The sequence below is a fragment of the Mycolicibacterium cosmeticum genome, assembly GCF_000613185.1.
Classification (GTDB): domain Bacteria; phylum Actinomycetota; class Actinomycetes; order Mycobacteriales; family Mycobacteriaceae; genus Mycobacterium; species Mycobacterium cosmeticum.
Window position 1 is genome coordinate 2,161,292 of record NZ_CCBB010000001.1, and the last position, 14,582, is coordinate 2,175,873.

Below are 14,582 nucleotides of genomic sequence, written 5' to 3' on the forward strand. Positions count from 1 at the left end.
TGTACCGTCTGATCACCGACGAGGCGTGAGCGCCGGCGACGCGGTCGAGCCCGGCTCGGGTGACCGGGCCGTGGCCGCTGCCGCCGAGCGGGCCAGGATCACCGCCTCCCGCAACATCCCCACCTTCGACGATCTGCCGTTACCGGCCGATACGGCGAACCTGCGCGAGGGTGCGGACCTCAACCCAGCCTTGCTGGCACTGCTGCCGCTGGTCGGCGTGTGGCGCGGTGAGGGCGAAGGCCGCGACACCCATGGTGATTACCGGTTCGGCCAGCAGATCATCGTCTCCCACGACGGTGGCGATTACCTGAACTGGGACAGCCGGTCCTGGCGCCTCGGCCCGGAGGGCGAGTTCGCCTCCACCGGCTTCCGCGAGACCGGGTTCTGGCGCTTCGTCAACGACCCGACGGACCCGTCCGAAACCCAGGCCATCGAGCTGCTGCTGGCCCATTCGGCCGGCTATATCGAACTGTTCTACGGCCGCCCGCGCAATCAATCCTCCTGGGAACTGGCCACCGATGCCTTGGCGCGCAGCAAGTCCGGTCTGTTGGTCGGCGGCGCCAAGCGGTTGTACGGCATCGTCGAGGACGGTGACCTGGCCTACGTCGAGGAGCGGGTGGACGCCGACGGCGGGCTGGTGCCGCACCTGTCGGCACGGCTGAGCCGCTTCGTCGGATAACCCTCGCAGCACATAACCCACGCCCAGCCTGGCTATATCGGTCGCCCAGCACCGGCCCATACCGTCGTCTCCGTCAATTCGAGAACGGAGAACTCATGGCTCTGACAGCACTACGCACCGCGGCGCTGGGCGTCACCGGGGCGGCCTTGATCGCCGGCGTGGTCGGTTGTTCGTCGGGCGGAACGTCCACGGAATCAACGACTTCGGCGACGGCATCGTCCTCGACTGCCACGTCGGAATCGACGTCGGCAGCGGCCGCGCCGGACGGTCACGATGCTTTCACCGCCTGCATGACAGAGCACGGCGTGCCCGCACCACCGGAGGGTGGTCCACCCGCCGGGATGACCCCGCCGAGCGGTCCGCCGCCTTCGGGCGCACCCCAGCCCGGCGAGGGCAAGACGCCGCCGGCACCGCAAGGCATCGACCAGGGGACGTGGGACAAAGCCAACGAGGCGTGCGCGTCGCTCGCGCCCGCACCCCCGAAGTAGTCCGGAAATGGGGCGGCCCCCGAGCCGTGATTCCTGGTTGGACAAAACCAAGGGCTCGGGGGCCGGGTGGCTGCTCGGAATTCGCCAGCGCTCGCAGGTGGATTCCTCGCGCCTGGTGCTGCTAGCTAGCAGCCACCTCACATGTCCGTATGTCACTCAATTTGTCGGACCACCTCCTTCCCTGTGTACCGACGAACGTACCCGCGCCCGGCGGAGCCGACAACCGATTTTCGGTCAGGTTCGGCGCCCGACAGCGGCATCCACCCACGCGGTCAGCTGCGCATGCAGCGGTGCCTGCGCCAGCACCACCCCGTCCAGGGCGTGCACGCGGGCCACCAAGGTCACCGCCGACAGCAACCAAACACCTTGCGCTGCAAGGAGATCAGCGACGGTCAGCCGACGGTAGGCGACGCGCGGCGCGGTGCCGAACAACGCGGCCACGGTGGTCCCCGGCAGGATCGGCAGGGTGGGCGGCGGGCTGACCAGAGTTTCGCCGACAGCGATCACCACCGACGACCGCGGCCCCTCCAGCACCTGCCCGTCCGCGTCCAGATAGATCGCATCGCCGGCACCCCGGTGGGCGGCCTCGCGCAATGCGGCGCAATGCCGGGCGTAGGACAGCGATTTCGCACCGGCCAACGCCTGAGGCGGTGCGGCGTCCAGCGTCACCGCGGCCACGCCGTCGCGGCGCGCGGCGACCACCCGCTCTGGAACCGCCGAGATCGCCGCGAAACCCACACCGCCGCCGTGCACCAGCCGCAGCACCGCATCCCGGCCCGGCCACTCGGCCGTGGCCGCCGCGGCCGCCGCGCCGAACGCGCCCGCGTCCGGGTCCGGCAGGCCGGCGATCCGGGCCGAGGCCACCAGCCGGGCCAGGTGCTCCGACAACAGACACACATGGCCGTCGCGCACCAGCGCGGTCTCGAACACCGCATCACCATGGGTCAGCGCCGGGTCGGTGCCGCGCACCAGGGGCTCGTCGGCCCCGTGCACCCGGCCGTCGAGGGTCACGATCAGGCCGGTGGGCATGAGGCCTGAGCCTACTGACGGCGGCGTCGTAGTCTGGGGACATGTCCGCAGTTCCCGCCCCCGAGAGCGGTCCCGACGCCGGGGCCGTCTGGCATTACGGCGACCCGTTCGGCGAGCAGCGCGCCGCGGCGGACGGCGCCGTCGTGGTCGACCGCTCGCATCGGGCGGTGCTCACCCTGACCGGCGGCGAGCGGCGCTCGTGGCTGCACACCATCTCCAGCCAGCACGTCAGCGATCTGGCCGACGGCACCGTCGTGCAGAACCTCAGCCTCGACGGGCAGGGTCGTGTGGAAGATCACTGGGTGCAGTCCCAGCTCGACGGCGTCACCGTGCTGGACACCGAGCCGTGGCGCGGCGAACCGTTGCTGACATTCCTGCGCAAAATGATCTTCTGGGCCGATGTGGTGGTCGAGCCGGCCGAGCTGGCCGTGCTGTCCCTGCTGGGCCCCGCGCTGTCGGCTCCCGCGGTGCTGTCCGCGCTGGGCGTGGATGCGCTGCCCGCACCGTGGACCGCTGTCGGGCTGGCCGAGGGCGGGTTCCTGCGCGGCACCTTCCCCGGCGAATACGACCTGGTGGTGCCACGGTCTGCCGTCGACGGCTGGAAGCGCAAGCTCACCGGTGCCGGCGTGCTGCCGGCCGGGGTGTGGGCCTACGAGGCGCACCGGGTCGCCGCCCTGCGCCCGCGCCTGGGCGTGGATACCGATGAGCGCACCATCCCGCACGAGGTCGGCTGGATCGGCGGCCCCGGCGAGGGGGCCGTGCACCTCGACAAGGGTTGCTACCGCGGCCAGGAAACCGTCGCTCGGGTGCACAACCTGGGCAAACCGCCGCGCATGCTGGTGCTGCTGCAACTCGACGGCTCCGGGGACCGGCCGAGCACGGGTGATCCCCTGACCGCCGGCGGCCGCACGGTCGGCCGGCTGGGCACCGTGGTGGATCACGTGGACGACGGCCCCATCGGGTTGGGGCTGGTCAAGCGGGGTATTCCGGCCGATACAGAGCTGAGCACCGGCGGCGAGGTGACCGTCGCCGCGGTGATCGACCCGGATTCGGTGGCCGCCGACGACCACGTCGGCGCCGGCCGGATCGCGGTGGAACGGCTGCGCGGCGCCGGCCGCTGACCGTCGCGGCCCGGCCACCGGCAGGGCCTACCAGCGCGGCGCCGCTCGGCACGGTAAAGTGACGGCAGGACAATAAACACACACTCAGATCGGAGCCGCCTGCACGTTGGGCCGCTCCGTTATTGCGCGAGGGGGTCCCCCATGGGCCGCGGCCGGGCGAAGGCGAAGCAGACAAAGGTTGCTCGTGACCTTAAGTACAGCTCGCCACAAACCGATTTCGAGCGGTTGCAGCGTGAGCTGTCCAACGCGCCCGAGTCTGATGACTTCAGCGACGGCCTGGCCGATCGCTACGTCGAAGACGACGACTGGCGCCGCTGACTCCCACCGCGCGGGTAGCCCCGCGGTCCTGACCGAGATCAGAACCGCGGATGCTGACCAACCAGGTGTGCTCGGGCTTCACCCTTTCCACCCTTGGTGACGGTGCCCAGCGTCCAGCAGTTCAGATGGCGTGCGGTGAGAATCGCCAACGCGCGGTCGGTGTCCTCCGGCGCGACGATGGCGACCATGCCGACGCCCATGTTGAACGTCTTCTCCATCTCGGCCCGCTCCACGCGGCCGCGCTGGGCGATCATGCCGAAGACCGGGGCCGGGGTCCACGTGCCGCGGTCCATCTCGGCGACCAACCCGTTCGGGATGACCCGTTCGAGGTTGCCCGCCAGGCCCCCGCCGGTGACGTGGCAGAACGTGCGCACCTGGGTCTCGGACGCCAGCGCCAGGCAGTCCTTGGCGTAGATGTAGGTGGGTTCGAGCAGCTCCTCGCCGAGGGTGCGGCCGAACTCCTCGACGTGGCCGGCCAGGTCCATCCGGTCGATCTCCAGCAGCACCTTGCGGGCCAGGGAGTACCCGTTGGAGTGCAGGCCGGTCGAGGCCATCGCGATGATCACGTCACCGGGGCGCACCCGCTCCGGCCCCAGCACGTCGTCGGCCTCCACGACGCCGACGCCGGTGGCGGAGATGTCGTAGTGATCGGGTTCCATCAGCCCCGGATGCTCGGCGGTCTCGCCGCCCAGCAGCGCGCAGCCGGCCAGCACACAACCGTCGGCGATACCGGACACGATGGCGCTGACCCGCTCGGGCACGGTGCGTCCGACGGCGATGTAGTCCTGCAGGAACAAGGGCTCGGCGCCGCACACCACGAGGTCGTCGACGACCATCGCCACCAGGTCCAGCCCGACGGTGTCGTGCTTGTCCATCGCCTGCGCGATGGCCAGCTTGGTGCCCACCCCGTCGGTCGAGGACGCCAACAGTGGTTCCCGGTACCCGCCGCGCAGGGCGAACAGTCCGGCGAACCCGCCCAGTCCGCCCCGCACTTCGGGACGGGTGGCTTTCTTGGCCAGCGGCTTGAACAGCTCGACGGCGCGATCCCCCGCCTCGATGTCCACTCCGGCCGTTGCATAAGAGATGCCGTGTTGTTCGGCGCGACCCTGACTCATCAGGCTAAAGGCTACCGGTCGCACCCCGGACTGGACACCGCTGGGCGGGTCAGTCGCCCGGTCCGTCGAGGGCGGTGCAGCGGCTAGGGCCGTCGCAGCGCCGACGCGTTGTCGTTCGCGTCCTGCAGCGGCATCCCGCTGCGCGCGGCGTTGGCCAGCATGTGCTCGATCACGTTCTTACCGAGTGCGCTCTCACCGGGCAGTTCGATCGGGTAGTTGCCGTCGAAGCAGGCCGAGCACAACCGCGACGAGGGCTGCTCGGTGGCCGCGACCATGCCCTGCTGGCTGATGTAGCCCAGGGTGTCGGCGCCGATCGCGCGCCGCACGTCCTCGAGCATCTCGTCCTCGTCGCCGCTGGAGCCGTTGGCGATCAGCTCGGCGGGGGTGGCGAAGTCGATGCCGTAGAAGCACGGCCACTTCACCGGCGGTGACGCGATGCGGACGTGCACCTCCAGCGCACCGGCCTCCCGCAGCATCCGGATCAGGGCGCGCTGGGTGTTGCCGCGCACGATCGAGTCGTCGACGACGATCAGCCGCTTGCCGCGGATGACTTCCTTGAGCGGGTTCAGCTTGAGCCGGATGCCGAGCTGGCGGATGGTCTGCGACGGTTGGATGAAGGTGCGGCCCACATAGGCGTTCTTCATCAGGCCCTGCCCGTAGGCGATACCGGAACCCTGCGCGTAGCCGACGGCCGCGGGGATGCCCGACTCGGGCACCCCGATCACCAGGTCGGCGTCCACCGGGTGCTCACTGGCCAGCCGGCGGCCGATCTCCACCCGGGTCGCATGCACGGACCGGCCACCGATCACGCTGTCCGGCCGGGCCAGGTAGACGTATTCGAACACGCAGCCCTTGGGCGTCGGGTTGGCGAACCGGGTGGAGCGCACGCCGTCCGCGTCGATGGCCAGGAGTTCGCCGGGTTCGATATCGCGGACGAAGGACGCGCCGACGATGTCGAGGGCCGCGGTCTCCGAGGCCACCACCCAGCCGCGGTCCAACCGGCCCAGCGACAGCGGCCGCACCCCGTACGGGTCACGCGCGGCGTACAGCGTGTTCTCGTCCATGAAGGTCAGGCAGAACGCGCCACGAACGGTGGGCAGCAGCTGGAGCGCGGCCTGTTCCAGCGTCGCGTCGGCGGCACCGTGCGCCAGCAGCGCGCCCAGGATGTCGGAGTCGGTGGTCGCGGTGGGCGCGCCCCGGGTCTCGATCAGGCCGGCCTCCCTGGCCTGTTTGGCCAGCTCGGCGGTGTTGACCAGATTGCCGTTGTGGCCCAAGGCAACACCGGTGCCCGCCGCCGTGTTGCGGAACACCGGCTGGGCGTTCTCCCACGTGGTGGAGCCGGTGGTCGAGTAGCGGCAGTGCCCGATGGCGACATGGCCGGGCATGGCGGCCAGGGTCTGCTCGTCGAACACCTGACTGACCAGGCCGAGATCCTTGAAGACCAGCACCTGCGAGCCGTCGGCGACGGCGATGCCGGCCGCCTCCTGCCCACGGTGTTGCAGCGCATACAGCCCGTAGTAAGCGAGCTTGGCCACATCTTCGCCTGGGGCCCAGACGCCGAAGACGCCGCATTCCTCTTTCGGGCTCTCTTCAGGCTCTACCGGCTCGAAGGTCACGATGGCTGCTCCCTGGGGGCTGGGGGTGACGTAACTGAGTTTACGGGCAACCACCGTCATTGACGGAATCGAACGGCCGATTGCCCCCTCGTGAACCTCAACAAGGTTGGCGGGTGCGCACATTCCGCCAGCACAGGCGACGGCTACGGTAAATGGATGTGAGCCAAGACACCGTCGGCACCGAGAGCCGCCCCGACACGATCACCGAACCGAGCACGGACTGGCGGCCGCTGACGCGCATCGCGTTCCGATTCTGCTTCTTGTATTTCGGGTTGTTCTGCCTGTGGTTCGCCCAGATCACCTTCGTCTTCACCGGTCCGCTGGCCGTGCTGCTGCCCGCCGGTGCCGTGCAGTGGCAGATGCTGCTGACGGATCCGTCCAGTCGATGGGTGGGACGGCAGCTGTTCGGCGTGGACGCGCAGCTGCATCCGGGGTCGGGCAGCGGTGACCAGGCGGCCATCTGGATCGCCATGTTCTGCCTGCTGGTCATCGCCGTGCTGGGCACCGTGGTGTGGTCGCTGCTGGACCGCCGCACGAGCGGCTATCCCGAGCTGGCCGTCTGGTTCCGGGTGTTCCTGCGGTTGTGCCTGGGCGGGCAGATGCTGTTCTACGGGGCAGCCAAGGTCGTTCCGACGCAGATGCCCGAGCCGCCGCTGACCGCGCTGTTGCAGCCGTTCGGGGAGTTCAGCCCCGCGTCGGTGCTGTGGTTGCAGGTCGGCAGCTCGCATCCCTACGAAATGGCGCTCGGCGCGGTCGAGGTGGTCGCGGGCTTGTTGTTGTTCGTCCCGCGGACCGCGACGTTCGGGGCGCTGCTGAGCCTGCTCAGCATGGCGCAGGTGTTCCTGCTCAACATGACCTTCGACGTGCCGGTCAAGATCCTGTCGTCCCATCTGCTGCTGATCAGCGCCGTACTGCTGGCGCCGCAGGCCCGGCGGCTGTTCGACGCCGTGGTGCTGCAGCGGGCTTGCGAGCCGGTCCCGGTGCCGCCGTTGTTCGCCGGGGCGCGGGCCAACCGCTGGGCGGTCGGGGTGCAGGTGGCCCTGGGCATCTGGGTGCTGGCCGGTCTGCTGTTGCAGAGCTGGCAGGCGTGGGGCAGCTACGGCGGCGGCCGGCCGAAACCGGAGCTCTACGGGATCTGGTCGGTCCGTACCTTCGCCCTGGACGGCCACGCCGTCGCGCCCCTGACCACCGATGAAAATCGTTGGCAGCGTTTGGTTTTCGACGAGGTGGGGGCGGTGACCTTTCAGTCGATGGATGGCCGGCTACACACCGCGCCCGCCGCATTGGACGCCGGCGCCCGCACCCTGGCCCTGACCACACCGCTGCCGACGCCGGACGGCACCACCGCACCCGTACCGGACCCGACACCATTCGCCGACCTGCACTATCAGCAGCCCGACCCCGACCGGCTGACGTTGACCGGGACGCTGCGATGTGCCCCGGTGCGCATCGAGCTGGACCGGGTGGACCCGAACACCTTCCCGCTGCGCAACCGCGGCTTCCACTGGGTGCAGGAATACCCGTACTTCCGCTGACGGCGTCAGTACGGTAGTGGCACCACCGGCAGCCAGTCGGCGATCTCGACGGCCCGGGAGCCGGACAGGCTCATCCCGGACGCCGCATCGATGCTCAGCAGGCCGGTGGCCACCCGCAGCCAGGTGCGCGGATCGGCTTCGACCACGTTCGGTGGGGTGCCGCGGGTGTGCCGCGGACCCTCGATGCACTGCACCGCGACGAACGGCGGGACGCGGACCTCGACGCTGGCCCCCGGGGCCAGCGCGGCCAGGGTGCGTGCGGTGAGCCGCACCGCCTCGGCGATCACCGGCCGATCGGGGGCCGGCAGACTGTCGTCGCGCAACCAATCGGCGACCGCGAGCACCGCGGCCCGCGTCTGTTCAGGATCTACCGTGCGTCGCGCCGCCATCCCATTAGTGTCGCAATGTGGCCGCCGACCGCTTCGCAGTGCCTCACCGCACGGTCGGGGCGGTCGCGCTGGCCTTGCTCACCGCGCTGGCGGTGCTCATCTATCTGCAGTTCCGTGGCGACTTCCGGTTCCGGGCGGAACTGACCGTGCTGTCCCCGCGGGCCGGCCTCGGCGTGGACCCGGGATCCAAGGTGACCTTCAACGGTGTGGAGATCGGCCGGGTGCACGCGGTGTCACCGTTCGACGTGGACGGGGTGCCGCACGCCCGGTTGACGGTGCAGATCGAGCCGCGCTATCTGGCCCTGATGCCGGCCAACGTCACCGCGGACATCAACGCCACCACCGTCTTCGGCAACAAGTACATCGCCTTCAGATCACCGGAACACCCTGCCCCGCAGCATATTTCCCCACATGGCGAGATCACCGCCACGTGGGTGAGCACCGAGTTCAACTCGCTGTTCGAGACGGTGCTGGCCATCTCGGAGCGGGTCGACCCGGTCAAGCTCAATCTCACGCTGACCGCCGCGGCGGACGCGCTGGCGGGAATGGGCAGCAGGTTCGGCCGCTCCCTGTCGGACGCCGGCGACATCCTCGCCGACGCCAACGCCCGCACCGAGGACTTCGGGCGCGACCTCCGCGCGCTGGCCGCGCTGGGTGATCGCTACGCCGATGCCGCTCCCGATCTGTTCGACGGGCTGGGCCGGGCGGCGCGCACCGCGGCCACGCTCGACGACGAGCGCGACGCGATCGATCGCGCCCTGCTGGCCGCCGTCGGATTCGGCGCCGACGGCGGTGACATCCTGGAGCGCGGCGGGCCGTATCTGGCGCGCGGGGCCGCCGACCTGATTCCGACGGCGACGCTGTTCGACCACTACAGCCCGCAGTTGCTCTGCACCATCCGCAACTACCACGACGTGGCACCGCTGATGGAGGCGACGTTCGGCGGGGACAACGGTTACTCGCTGGATTCGGACGGCACGGTCTTCGGGTTCGGGCTGCCCAACGCCTACGTCTATCCGGACAACCTGCCCAGGGTGAACGCCCACGGCGGGCCGGAGGGCAGGCCCGGCTGCTGGCAGAAGATCACCAAGGATCTGTGGCCCGCACCGTACCTGGTGATGGACACCGGACTGTCGATCGCGCCGTACAACCATTTCGAGTGGGGCTCACCGATTTTCACCGAGTACGTGTGGGGCCGTCAGGTCGGCGAGCCCACCATCAACCCGTGAGGGTTGACCTCAACCTTTCTTGAGCTCTTACCGTGGAGGCCATGACCTTCAAACCACACGAACTGGACTTCCTGCGCAGCACGGTGTTGGGCCGGCTGGCGACAGTCGACCCGCACGGCGCACCTCAGAACAGCCCGGTCGGCTTCACCTACAACGACGAGCTGGGCACCATCGACATCGCCGGCTACCGGATGTCGGCCAGCCGCAAGTACCGGAATCTGGCGCACAACAACAAGGTGGCCTTCGTCGTCGACGACATCGCCTCGCGCGACCCGTGGCGGGTGCGCTGCCTGGAGATCCGGGGTACCGCCGAGCAGGTGACGGGCGCCTCCGACCCGGACGGGCAGCTGGATCCGGCGATCATCCGGGTGACACCGCGCCGGATCATCAGTTTCGGGATCGACGATCAGGACACCGCCCCGCACGACCTGGTGCCCGATATCCGCGACGCCTAGCGCCGCCGCTGCACCACCAACGCCGCGACGGCACCCGCCTCGTTGATCGCCAGGTGCACCAACATGGGCGCCAGCAGACTGCCCGATCGCCGGTACAGCCAGTCGAATGCCCAGCCGGCCGCCGCGGTGGCCACGACCGTGGCGGCTACTGGCTCTCGCGTACGCCGCGCGTCACCGATGTGGCTGAGCCCGAACGCGATCGCCTGGATCAGCCGGCCGGCGTGCGGGCCGAACGCCGCGGCGGTGACGCTGCCCAGGCCGGCCCGGAACGCCGCCTCCTCGGCCCACACGGTGGCCAGCGGGATGCGCAACACCAGCCAGCGCAGCGGGTCGGCGGGTAGCTCCCGGGCCGCCATCCCGGCGCGCACCGGCGGCAGCGCCGTCGAGGCGGCCACCCCGACCGCGATCGGCGTGGCCACCGCCAGACCCAGCCGTACCCCGGAACGCAACGCCGGGCGCCGCACCCCGACGGTGGCACCGCTGAGGGCCAGCACGGCCGTCGCCGCGGCGGCCAGCGCGGGCGCGCGGGTCAGCACCGACTTCCCCGCCGCCACCGCCACGGCCAGTGCGACGGCCCGGGTCATGGTGGCGGACATCAGTATTGGTCGTCGCTGTCGTCGCGGTGCAGGGCGGCCCGCACCCGTTCGGTGTCCGCCGGGGTCCAGCCGTCCGGCGGCGCGACGGCCACCCAGCCGTCGAGCACCGAGTCGCCGTAATTGTGGCCGTGGCCGCCCGGAACGCCGGCGGCGTTGGTCATATCGGCACTCACCTGCCAGAACGTCACGATGGGATACCAGCGCATGGACGCCGTGCGGTCGGCGCCCGGCGGTTCGGTCAGCCAATCCGGCCGGGAGAACAGCAATTTCGGGGACCACCACACGATCGGGTCGGAGGCGTGCTGCAGGAACAACACCCGGCTCCCGTTCCAGGGGCCCGCCGCCACCCGGGCGATCGCCTCGGGGCTCTGGGCTTGGGAGAACCGCACCGTGCGGCCGTTGTCGTAGCGGGGTTCCACCTCGGGGGTGCCCGGGTCGCGGCGCTGCACCAGCCCACTCCACAACGAACTCTCGTTCGGTGGCCCGACCCACAGCACCGAGGAGAAGTCCATCGCGGCGATATCGGGCAGCCAGCCGAAGGCACCCTGGCCGGCCAGCGACCCGAGACTCTCCCCGTACAGCGCCAACTTCGGCCGGTGCGCCTGCGGCAGTTTGGACCAGCGGTCGTGGATGGCGTCGATCATCATCCGGCCGGTCTCCACCGACGTCTCCCGGTCGCCCAGGAACGAAATCCAGCTGGGCAGATACGAGTACTGCATCCCGATCAGGGCGGTGTCGCCGTTGTACATCATCTCGATGGCCCGCGCCGCGACCGGATTGACCCACCCGGTTCCGGTCGTGGGCACGATCACCAGCAGTTTGCGGTCGAAGGCGTCGGTGCGTTCGAGCTCGCTGAGCAGCACCGCGAGCCGGCCCTCCGCGGTGTCCGCGGTCTGCAACCCGGCATACACCCGGATGGGTTCGCGGGCCGGTGTGCCGTTCACCCGGGTGAGTTCGGTGGCATCGGGTCCGCCCGCGACGAAGTTGCGGCCCTGGTAGCCCAGGGTGTCCCAGGGCGCGAAGGATGTCGGACTGCCCGACCGTTCGGGCTGCAGCGGCTGGGCGACGCCGGGCCGGGTGGTGGAGTTCTGGGGTTGGAAGACACTGCTGGCGCCGATCAGGAAACCCCGGTACAGCACGCCGTTGACCAGCGTGATGAGCAGCACCACCACGATGGCGGTGCCGATGAAGAACGCCACCTCGTGGTGCAGCCGCCAGCGCCTGATCAGCAGCCGGGCCAGCAGTTTGACCGCGTCGGCCAGTATCCGCCAGGTGGCGATACCGGCGGCCGCCACCAGCACCGCGATGAGCAGCGTGCGCAGGTAGCTGAGGGTGCCGGGTCCCGCGATACCCATCGCCGCCGACACCTGCCGCTGCCACGCCGCGGCCGGGATGAGCACCAGCAGTGCCGACCCCACCGCCACGATCACGATCGCGGCCTTGATCAGGCGGATCGCCCGAGGCGCCGGCGGCCACCACGGCCGGTGCCGTAACACCAGGCGGTACAACAGTTTTCCGACGCCGACGCCGATGCCGTACCCGATGGCCGCGTTGAGACCGCCGATCAGGCCGGCGAACATCCAGTCACGGGGCAGCAGCGACGGCGTCAACGACAAACAGAACAGCAGGGCACCGAAGGCGATGCCGACGAAGTCGAGGCGGACCAGGCTCCAGACCCACACCAGCAGTGGGTGGCGGTTACCGGTCCGCTCGGTCACCCGAACAACCCGGGCAGCACACCCTCGGAGGTATTGCGCAGTTCGTCCAGCGTCACGCTGAACTGGCCCTGGACCTCCACGGCATCACTGCCCTGGTCGACCACGCCGATCCGGGTGACGGGCAGGCCGCGTGCCTCACACATCGACCGGAACCGGCTCTCCTCGGTGCGCGGCACCGCGACCAGCACCCGGCCGGCCGACTCGGAGAACAGCGTCACGAAGGGATCGGCGCCTTCGGGAAGGATGATGCGGCAGCCGGTTTCACCGGCCAGCGCGGCCTCCACCACCGCCTGCATCAGCCCGCCCTCGCTCAGGTCGTGCGCGGCCGAGATCAACCCGTCCCGCGACGCCGCGGTGAGCACCTCGGCGAGCAGTTTCTCGCGGGCCAGGTCCACCTTCGGCGGCACCCCGCCCAGATGGTCGGCGGTCACCTGCGCCCAGATGGAGCCGTCGAACTCGTCGTGGGTGTCCCCCAGCAGCAGCAGAGTTTCGCCGGGCTCGGTGCCCAGGCCCGTCGGGATGCGGCGCTTCACGTCATCGATGACGCCGAGCACGCCGACCACCGGGGTGGGCAGGATCGCGGTGGTGCCGGTCTGGTTGTAGAAGCTGACGTTGCCGCCGGTGACCGGAATGCCAAGGGCCGCACAACCGTCGGCGAGTCCGCGCACCGCCTGGGAGAACTGCCACATGACGCCCGGGTCCTCCGGTGAGCCGAAGTTCAGGCAGTTGGTCACCGCGACCGGGGTGGCGCCGGTGACGGCGACGTTGCGGTAGGCCTCGGCCAGCGCCAGTTGCGCGCCGGCGTACGGGTCCAGTTGGGTGTAGCGCCCGGACGCGTCCGTCGAGACCGCGACCCCGCGCCCGGTTTCCTCGTCGATGCGCAGCACCCCACCGTCGGCGTGCTCGGCCAGCACGGTGTTGCCGCGCACGTAGCGGTCGTACTGCTCGGTGATGTACGCCCGGCTGCACAGGTGCGGACTGCCCAGCAGCGCAAGCAGAGTCGCCTTCAGTTCGTCGCCGGTCGCCGGTCGGGGCAGCTTGGCCGAGGTGTCGGCGATCAACGCGTCCTGGGTGTCGGGCCGGGCCACCGGCCGCTGGTACACCGGGCCTTCGTGGGCGACGGTGCGCGGCGGCACGTCGACGACGGTCTGGCCGTGCCAGGTGATCTCCAACCGGTCGCCGTCGGTGACCTCCCCGATGACGGTGGCCAGCACATCCCATTTACGGCAGACGGCCAGGAACTTGTCCACGTTCTCCGGCGTGACGACGGCGCACATGCGCTCCTGCGACTCGCTCGACAGGATCTCGGCCGGGGTCATGTTCGCGGCCCGCTGCGGCACCGTCTCCAGTTCGACCCGCATGCCACCGTCGCCGGCCGATGCGAGTTCGGATGTGGCGCACGACAATCCAGCACCGCCGAGGTCCTGGATGCCGACCACCAGGTCGGCCGCATAGAGCTCAAGGCAACACTCGATGAGCACCTTCTCCATGAAGGGGTCACCCACCTGCACAGCGGGCAGTTTCTTGCGGCCCGGGCCGGAGCCCTCGTCGCCGCCGAACGTCTCGGACGCCAGCACCGACACACCGCCGATGCCGTCCAGACCGGTGCGGGCACCGAACAGGATGATCTTGTTGCCGGTGCCCGACGCGAACGCCAGGTGCAGATCCTCCTTGCGCAGCACCCCGACGCACAGCGCGTTCACCAACGGGTTCCCGGCGTAGGAGGCGTCGAAGACGGTCTCACCGCCGATATTGGGCAGGCCGAGGGAGTTCCCGTAGCCGCCGATGCCGCGGACCACGCCGTCGAGCACGCGGCGGGTGTCCGGCGCGTCGGCCGCCCCGAACCGCAGCTGGTCCATGACGGCCACCGGGCGGGCGCCCATCGCCATGATGTCGCGCACGATGCCGCCGACGCCGGTGGCCGCACCCTGATAGGGCTCCACATACGACGGGTGGTTGTGCGACTCCACCTTGAACGTGACGGCCCAGCCGTCACCGATGTCGACGACGCCGGCGTTCTCACCGATGCCGGCGAGCATGCCGGCCCGCATCTCGTCGGTGGTGGTCTCACCGAAGTAGCGCAGGTGCACCTTGGAGGACTTGTAGGAGCAGTGCTCGCTCCACATCACCGAGTACATCGCCAGTTCGGCGTCGGTGGGGCGGCGGCCCAGGATCTCGCGGATGCGCTGATACTCGTCATCCTTGAGGCCGAGCTCACGGTAGGGCTGCGGTTGGTCGGGGGTGGTGGCTGCCCGGTCGACGGTGTCAACTTCGGGGCTGTTACCAGACGTCAC

General features: G+C 70.0%; 14 protein-coding genes. 7 read left to right on the forward strand and 7 right to left on the reverse strand.

Annotated features, from left to right (window positions below):
- Nucleotides 1-25 precede the first annotated feature (25 nt).
- Nucleotides 26-679, forward strand: a complete 654-nt coding sequence (locus BN977_RS10375; protein WP_024450119.1) for a heme-binding beta-barrel domain-containing protein — start codon at nt 26-28, stop codon at nt 677-679.
- Between the two features lie 95 nt (nt 680-774).
- Entirely contained in the window at nt 775-1,167 is a 393-nt protein-coding gene (locus BN977_RS31800; protein WP_234709537.1) for a hypothetical protein, read from the forward strand.
- A gap of 234 nt (nt 1,168-1,401) precedes the next feature.
- On the opposite strand, the gene BN977_RS10380 is transcribed toward BN977_RS31800, so the two are convergent.
- On the reverse strand, nt 1,402-2,184 hold the full coding sequence (locus BN977_RS10380; RefSeq protein WP_191262532.1) for an aminotransferase class IV: 783 nt from the start codon (nt 2,182-2,184) through the stop codon (nt 1,402-1,404).
- Between the two features lie 53 nt (nt 2,185-2,237).
- Here BN977_RS10380 and ygfZ point away from each other — a divergent pair, with 53 nt between their 5' ends.
- Together ygfZ and BN977_RS31805 are read left to right on the forward strand one after the other, a co-directional pair.
- The gene (ygfZ, locus tag BN977_RS10385) at nt 2,238-3,317 is read left to right on the forward strand and encodes a CAF17-like 4Fe-4S cluster assembly/insertion protein YgfZ (protein WP_036397475.1); all 1,080 of its coding nucleotides are present in this window, start codon (nt 2,238-2,240) and stop codon (nt 3,315-3,317) included.
- Nucleotides 3,318-3,458: 141 nt separating this feature from the next.
- Entirely contained in the window at nt 3,459-3,635 is a 177-nt protein-coding gene (locus tag BN977_RS31805; protein WP_081664195.1) for a DUF3073 domain-containing protein, read from the forward strand.
- 38 nt (nt 3,636-3,673) lie between these two features.
- On the opposite strand, the gene purM is transcribed toward BN977_RS31805, so the two are convergent.
- On the reverse strand, nt 3,674-4,750 hold the full coding sequence (gene purM / locus BN977_RS10390) for a phosphoribosylformylglycinamidine cyclo-ligase (protein WP_024450123.1): 1,077 nt from the start codon (nt 4,748-4,750) through the stop codon (nt 3,674-3,676).
- A gap of 83 nt (nt 4,751-4,833) precedes the next feature.
- A complete protein-coding gene (gene purF / locus BN977_RS10395) occupies nt 4,834-6,366 on the reverse strand; it encodes an amidophosphoribosyltransferase (RefSeq protein ID WP_036398868.1) in 1,533 nt (510 codons plus the stop codon).
- A gap of 200 nt (nt 6,367-6,566) precedes the next feature.
- Here purF and BN977_RS10400 point away from each other — a divergent pair, with 200 nt between their 5' ends.
- On the forward strand, nt 6,567-7,901 hold the full coding sequence (locus BN977_RS10400; protein ID WP_036398870.1) for a hypothetical protein: 1,335 nt from the start codon (nt 6,567-6,569) through the stop codon (nt 7,899-7,901).
- Nucleotides 7,902-7,906: 5 nt separating this feature from the next.
- Here BN977_RS10400 and BN977_RS10405 read toward each other — a convergent pair whose 3' ends face one another.
- Nucleotides 7,907-8,290, reverse strand: a complete 384-nt coding sequence (locus tag BN977_RS10405; protein WP_036397477.1) for a sterol carrier family protein — start codon at nt 8,288-8,290, stop codon at nt 7,907-7,909.
- A gap of 17 nt (nt 8,291-8,307) precedes the next feature.
- Between BN977_RS10405 and BN977_RS10410 the strand changes: the two genes are divergently transcribed.
- Nucleotides 8,308-9,519, forward strand: a complete 1,212-nt coding sequence (locus tag BN977_RS10410; protein ID WP_036397478.1) for an MCE family protein — start codon at nt 8,308-8,310, stop codon at nt 9,517-9,519.
- Between the two features lie 41 nt (nt 9,520-9,560).
- Nucleotides 9,561-9,974: a PPOX class F420-dependent oxidoreductase gene (locus tag BN977_RS10415; protein WP_036397480.1), complete on the forward strand. Its 414-nt coding sequence runs from the start codon at nt 9,561-9,563 to the stop codon at nt 9,972-9,974.
- Here BN977_RS10415 and BN977_RS10420 read toward each other — a convergent pair.
- From BN977_RS10420 to purL, 3 genes are read right to left on the reverse strand one after another with little or no spacing between them, the layout of a single operon-like run.
- The gene (locus tag BN977_RS10420) at nt 9,971-10,570 is read right to left on the reverse strand and encodes an Rv0804 family intramembrane glutamic endopeptidase (RefSeq protein ID WP_036397481.1); all 600 of its coding nucleotides are present in this window, start codon (nt 10,568-10,570) and stop codon (nt 9,971-9,973) included. The two genes, BN977_RS10415 and BN977_RS10420, sit on opposite strands and share 4 nt — an antisense overlap.
- Nucleotides 10,570-12,288: an alpha/beta hydrolase gene (locus tag BN977_RS10425; RefSeq protein ID WP_036397482.1), complete on the reverse strand. Its 1,719-nt coding sequence runs from the start codon at nt 12,286-12,288 to the stop codon at nt 10,570-10,572. The genes BN977_RS10420 and BN977_RS10425 overlap by 1 nt, the downstream gene beginning before the upstream one ends.
- Nucleotides 12,285-14,582: a phosphoribosylformylglycinamidine synthase subunit PurL gene (gene purL / locus BN977_RS10430; RefSeq protein WP_036398872.1), complete on the reverse strand. Its 2,298-nt coding sequence runs from the start codon at nt 14,580-14,582 to the stop codon at nt 12,285-12,287. Before purL ends, BN977_RS10425 begins: the two co-directional genes overlap by 4 nt.

Excerpts from the sequence above, each read along its gene's own strand:
- purM (WP_024450123.1), bottom strand. The coding sequence starts at position 4,750 with ATGAGTCAGGGTCGCGCCGAACAACACGGCATCTCTTATGCAACGGCC.
- BN977_RS10415 (WP_036397480.1), top strand. The coding sequence starts at position 9,561 with ATGACCTTCAAACCACACGAACTGGACTTCCTGCGCAGCACGGTGTTG.
- BN977_RS31800 (WP_234709537.1), top strand. The coding sequence starts at position 775 with ATGGCTCTGACAGCACTACGCACCGCGGCGCTGGGCGTCACCGGGGCG.
- ygfZ (WP_036397475.1), top strand. The coding sequence starts at position 2,238 with ATGTCCGCAGTTCCCGCCCCCGAGAGCGGTCCCGACGCCGGGGCCGTC.
- BN977_RS10405 (WP_036397477.1), bottom strand. The coding sequence starts at position 8,290 with ATGGCGGCGCGACGCACGGTAGATCCTGAACAGACGCGGGCCGCGGTG.
- BN977_RS10420 (WP_036397481.1), bottom strand. The coding sequence starts at position 10,570 with ATGTCCGCCACCATGACCCGGGCCGTCGCACTGGCCGTGGCGGTGGCG.
- BN977_RS31805 (WP_081664195.1), top strand. The coding sequence starts at position 3,459 with ATGGGCCGCGGCCGGGCGAAGGCGAAGCAGACAAAGGTTGCTCGTGAC.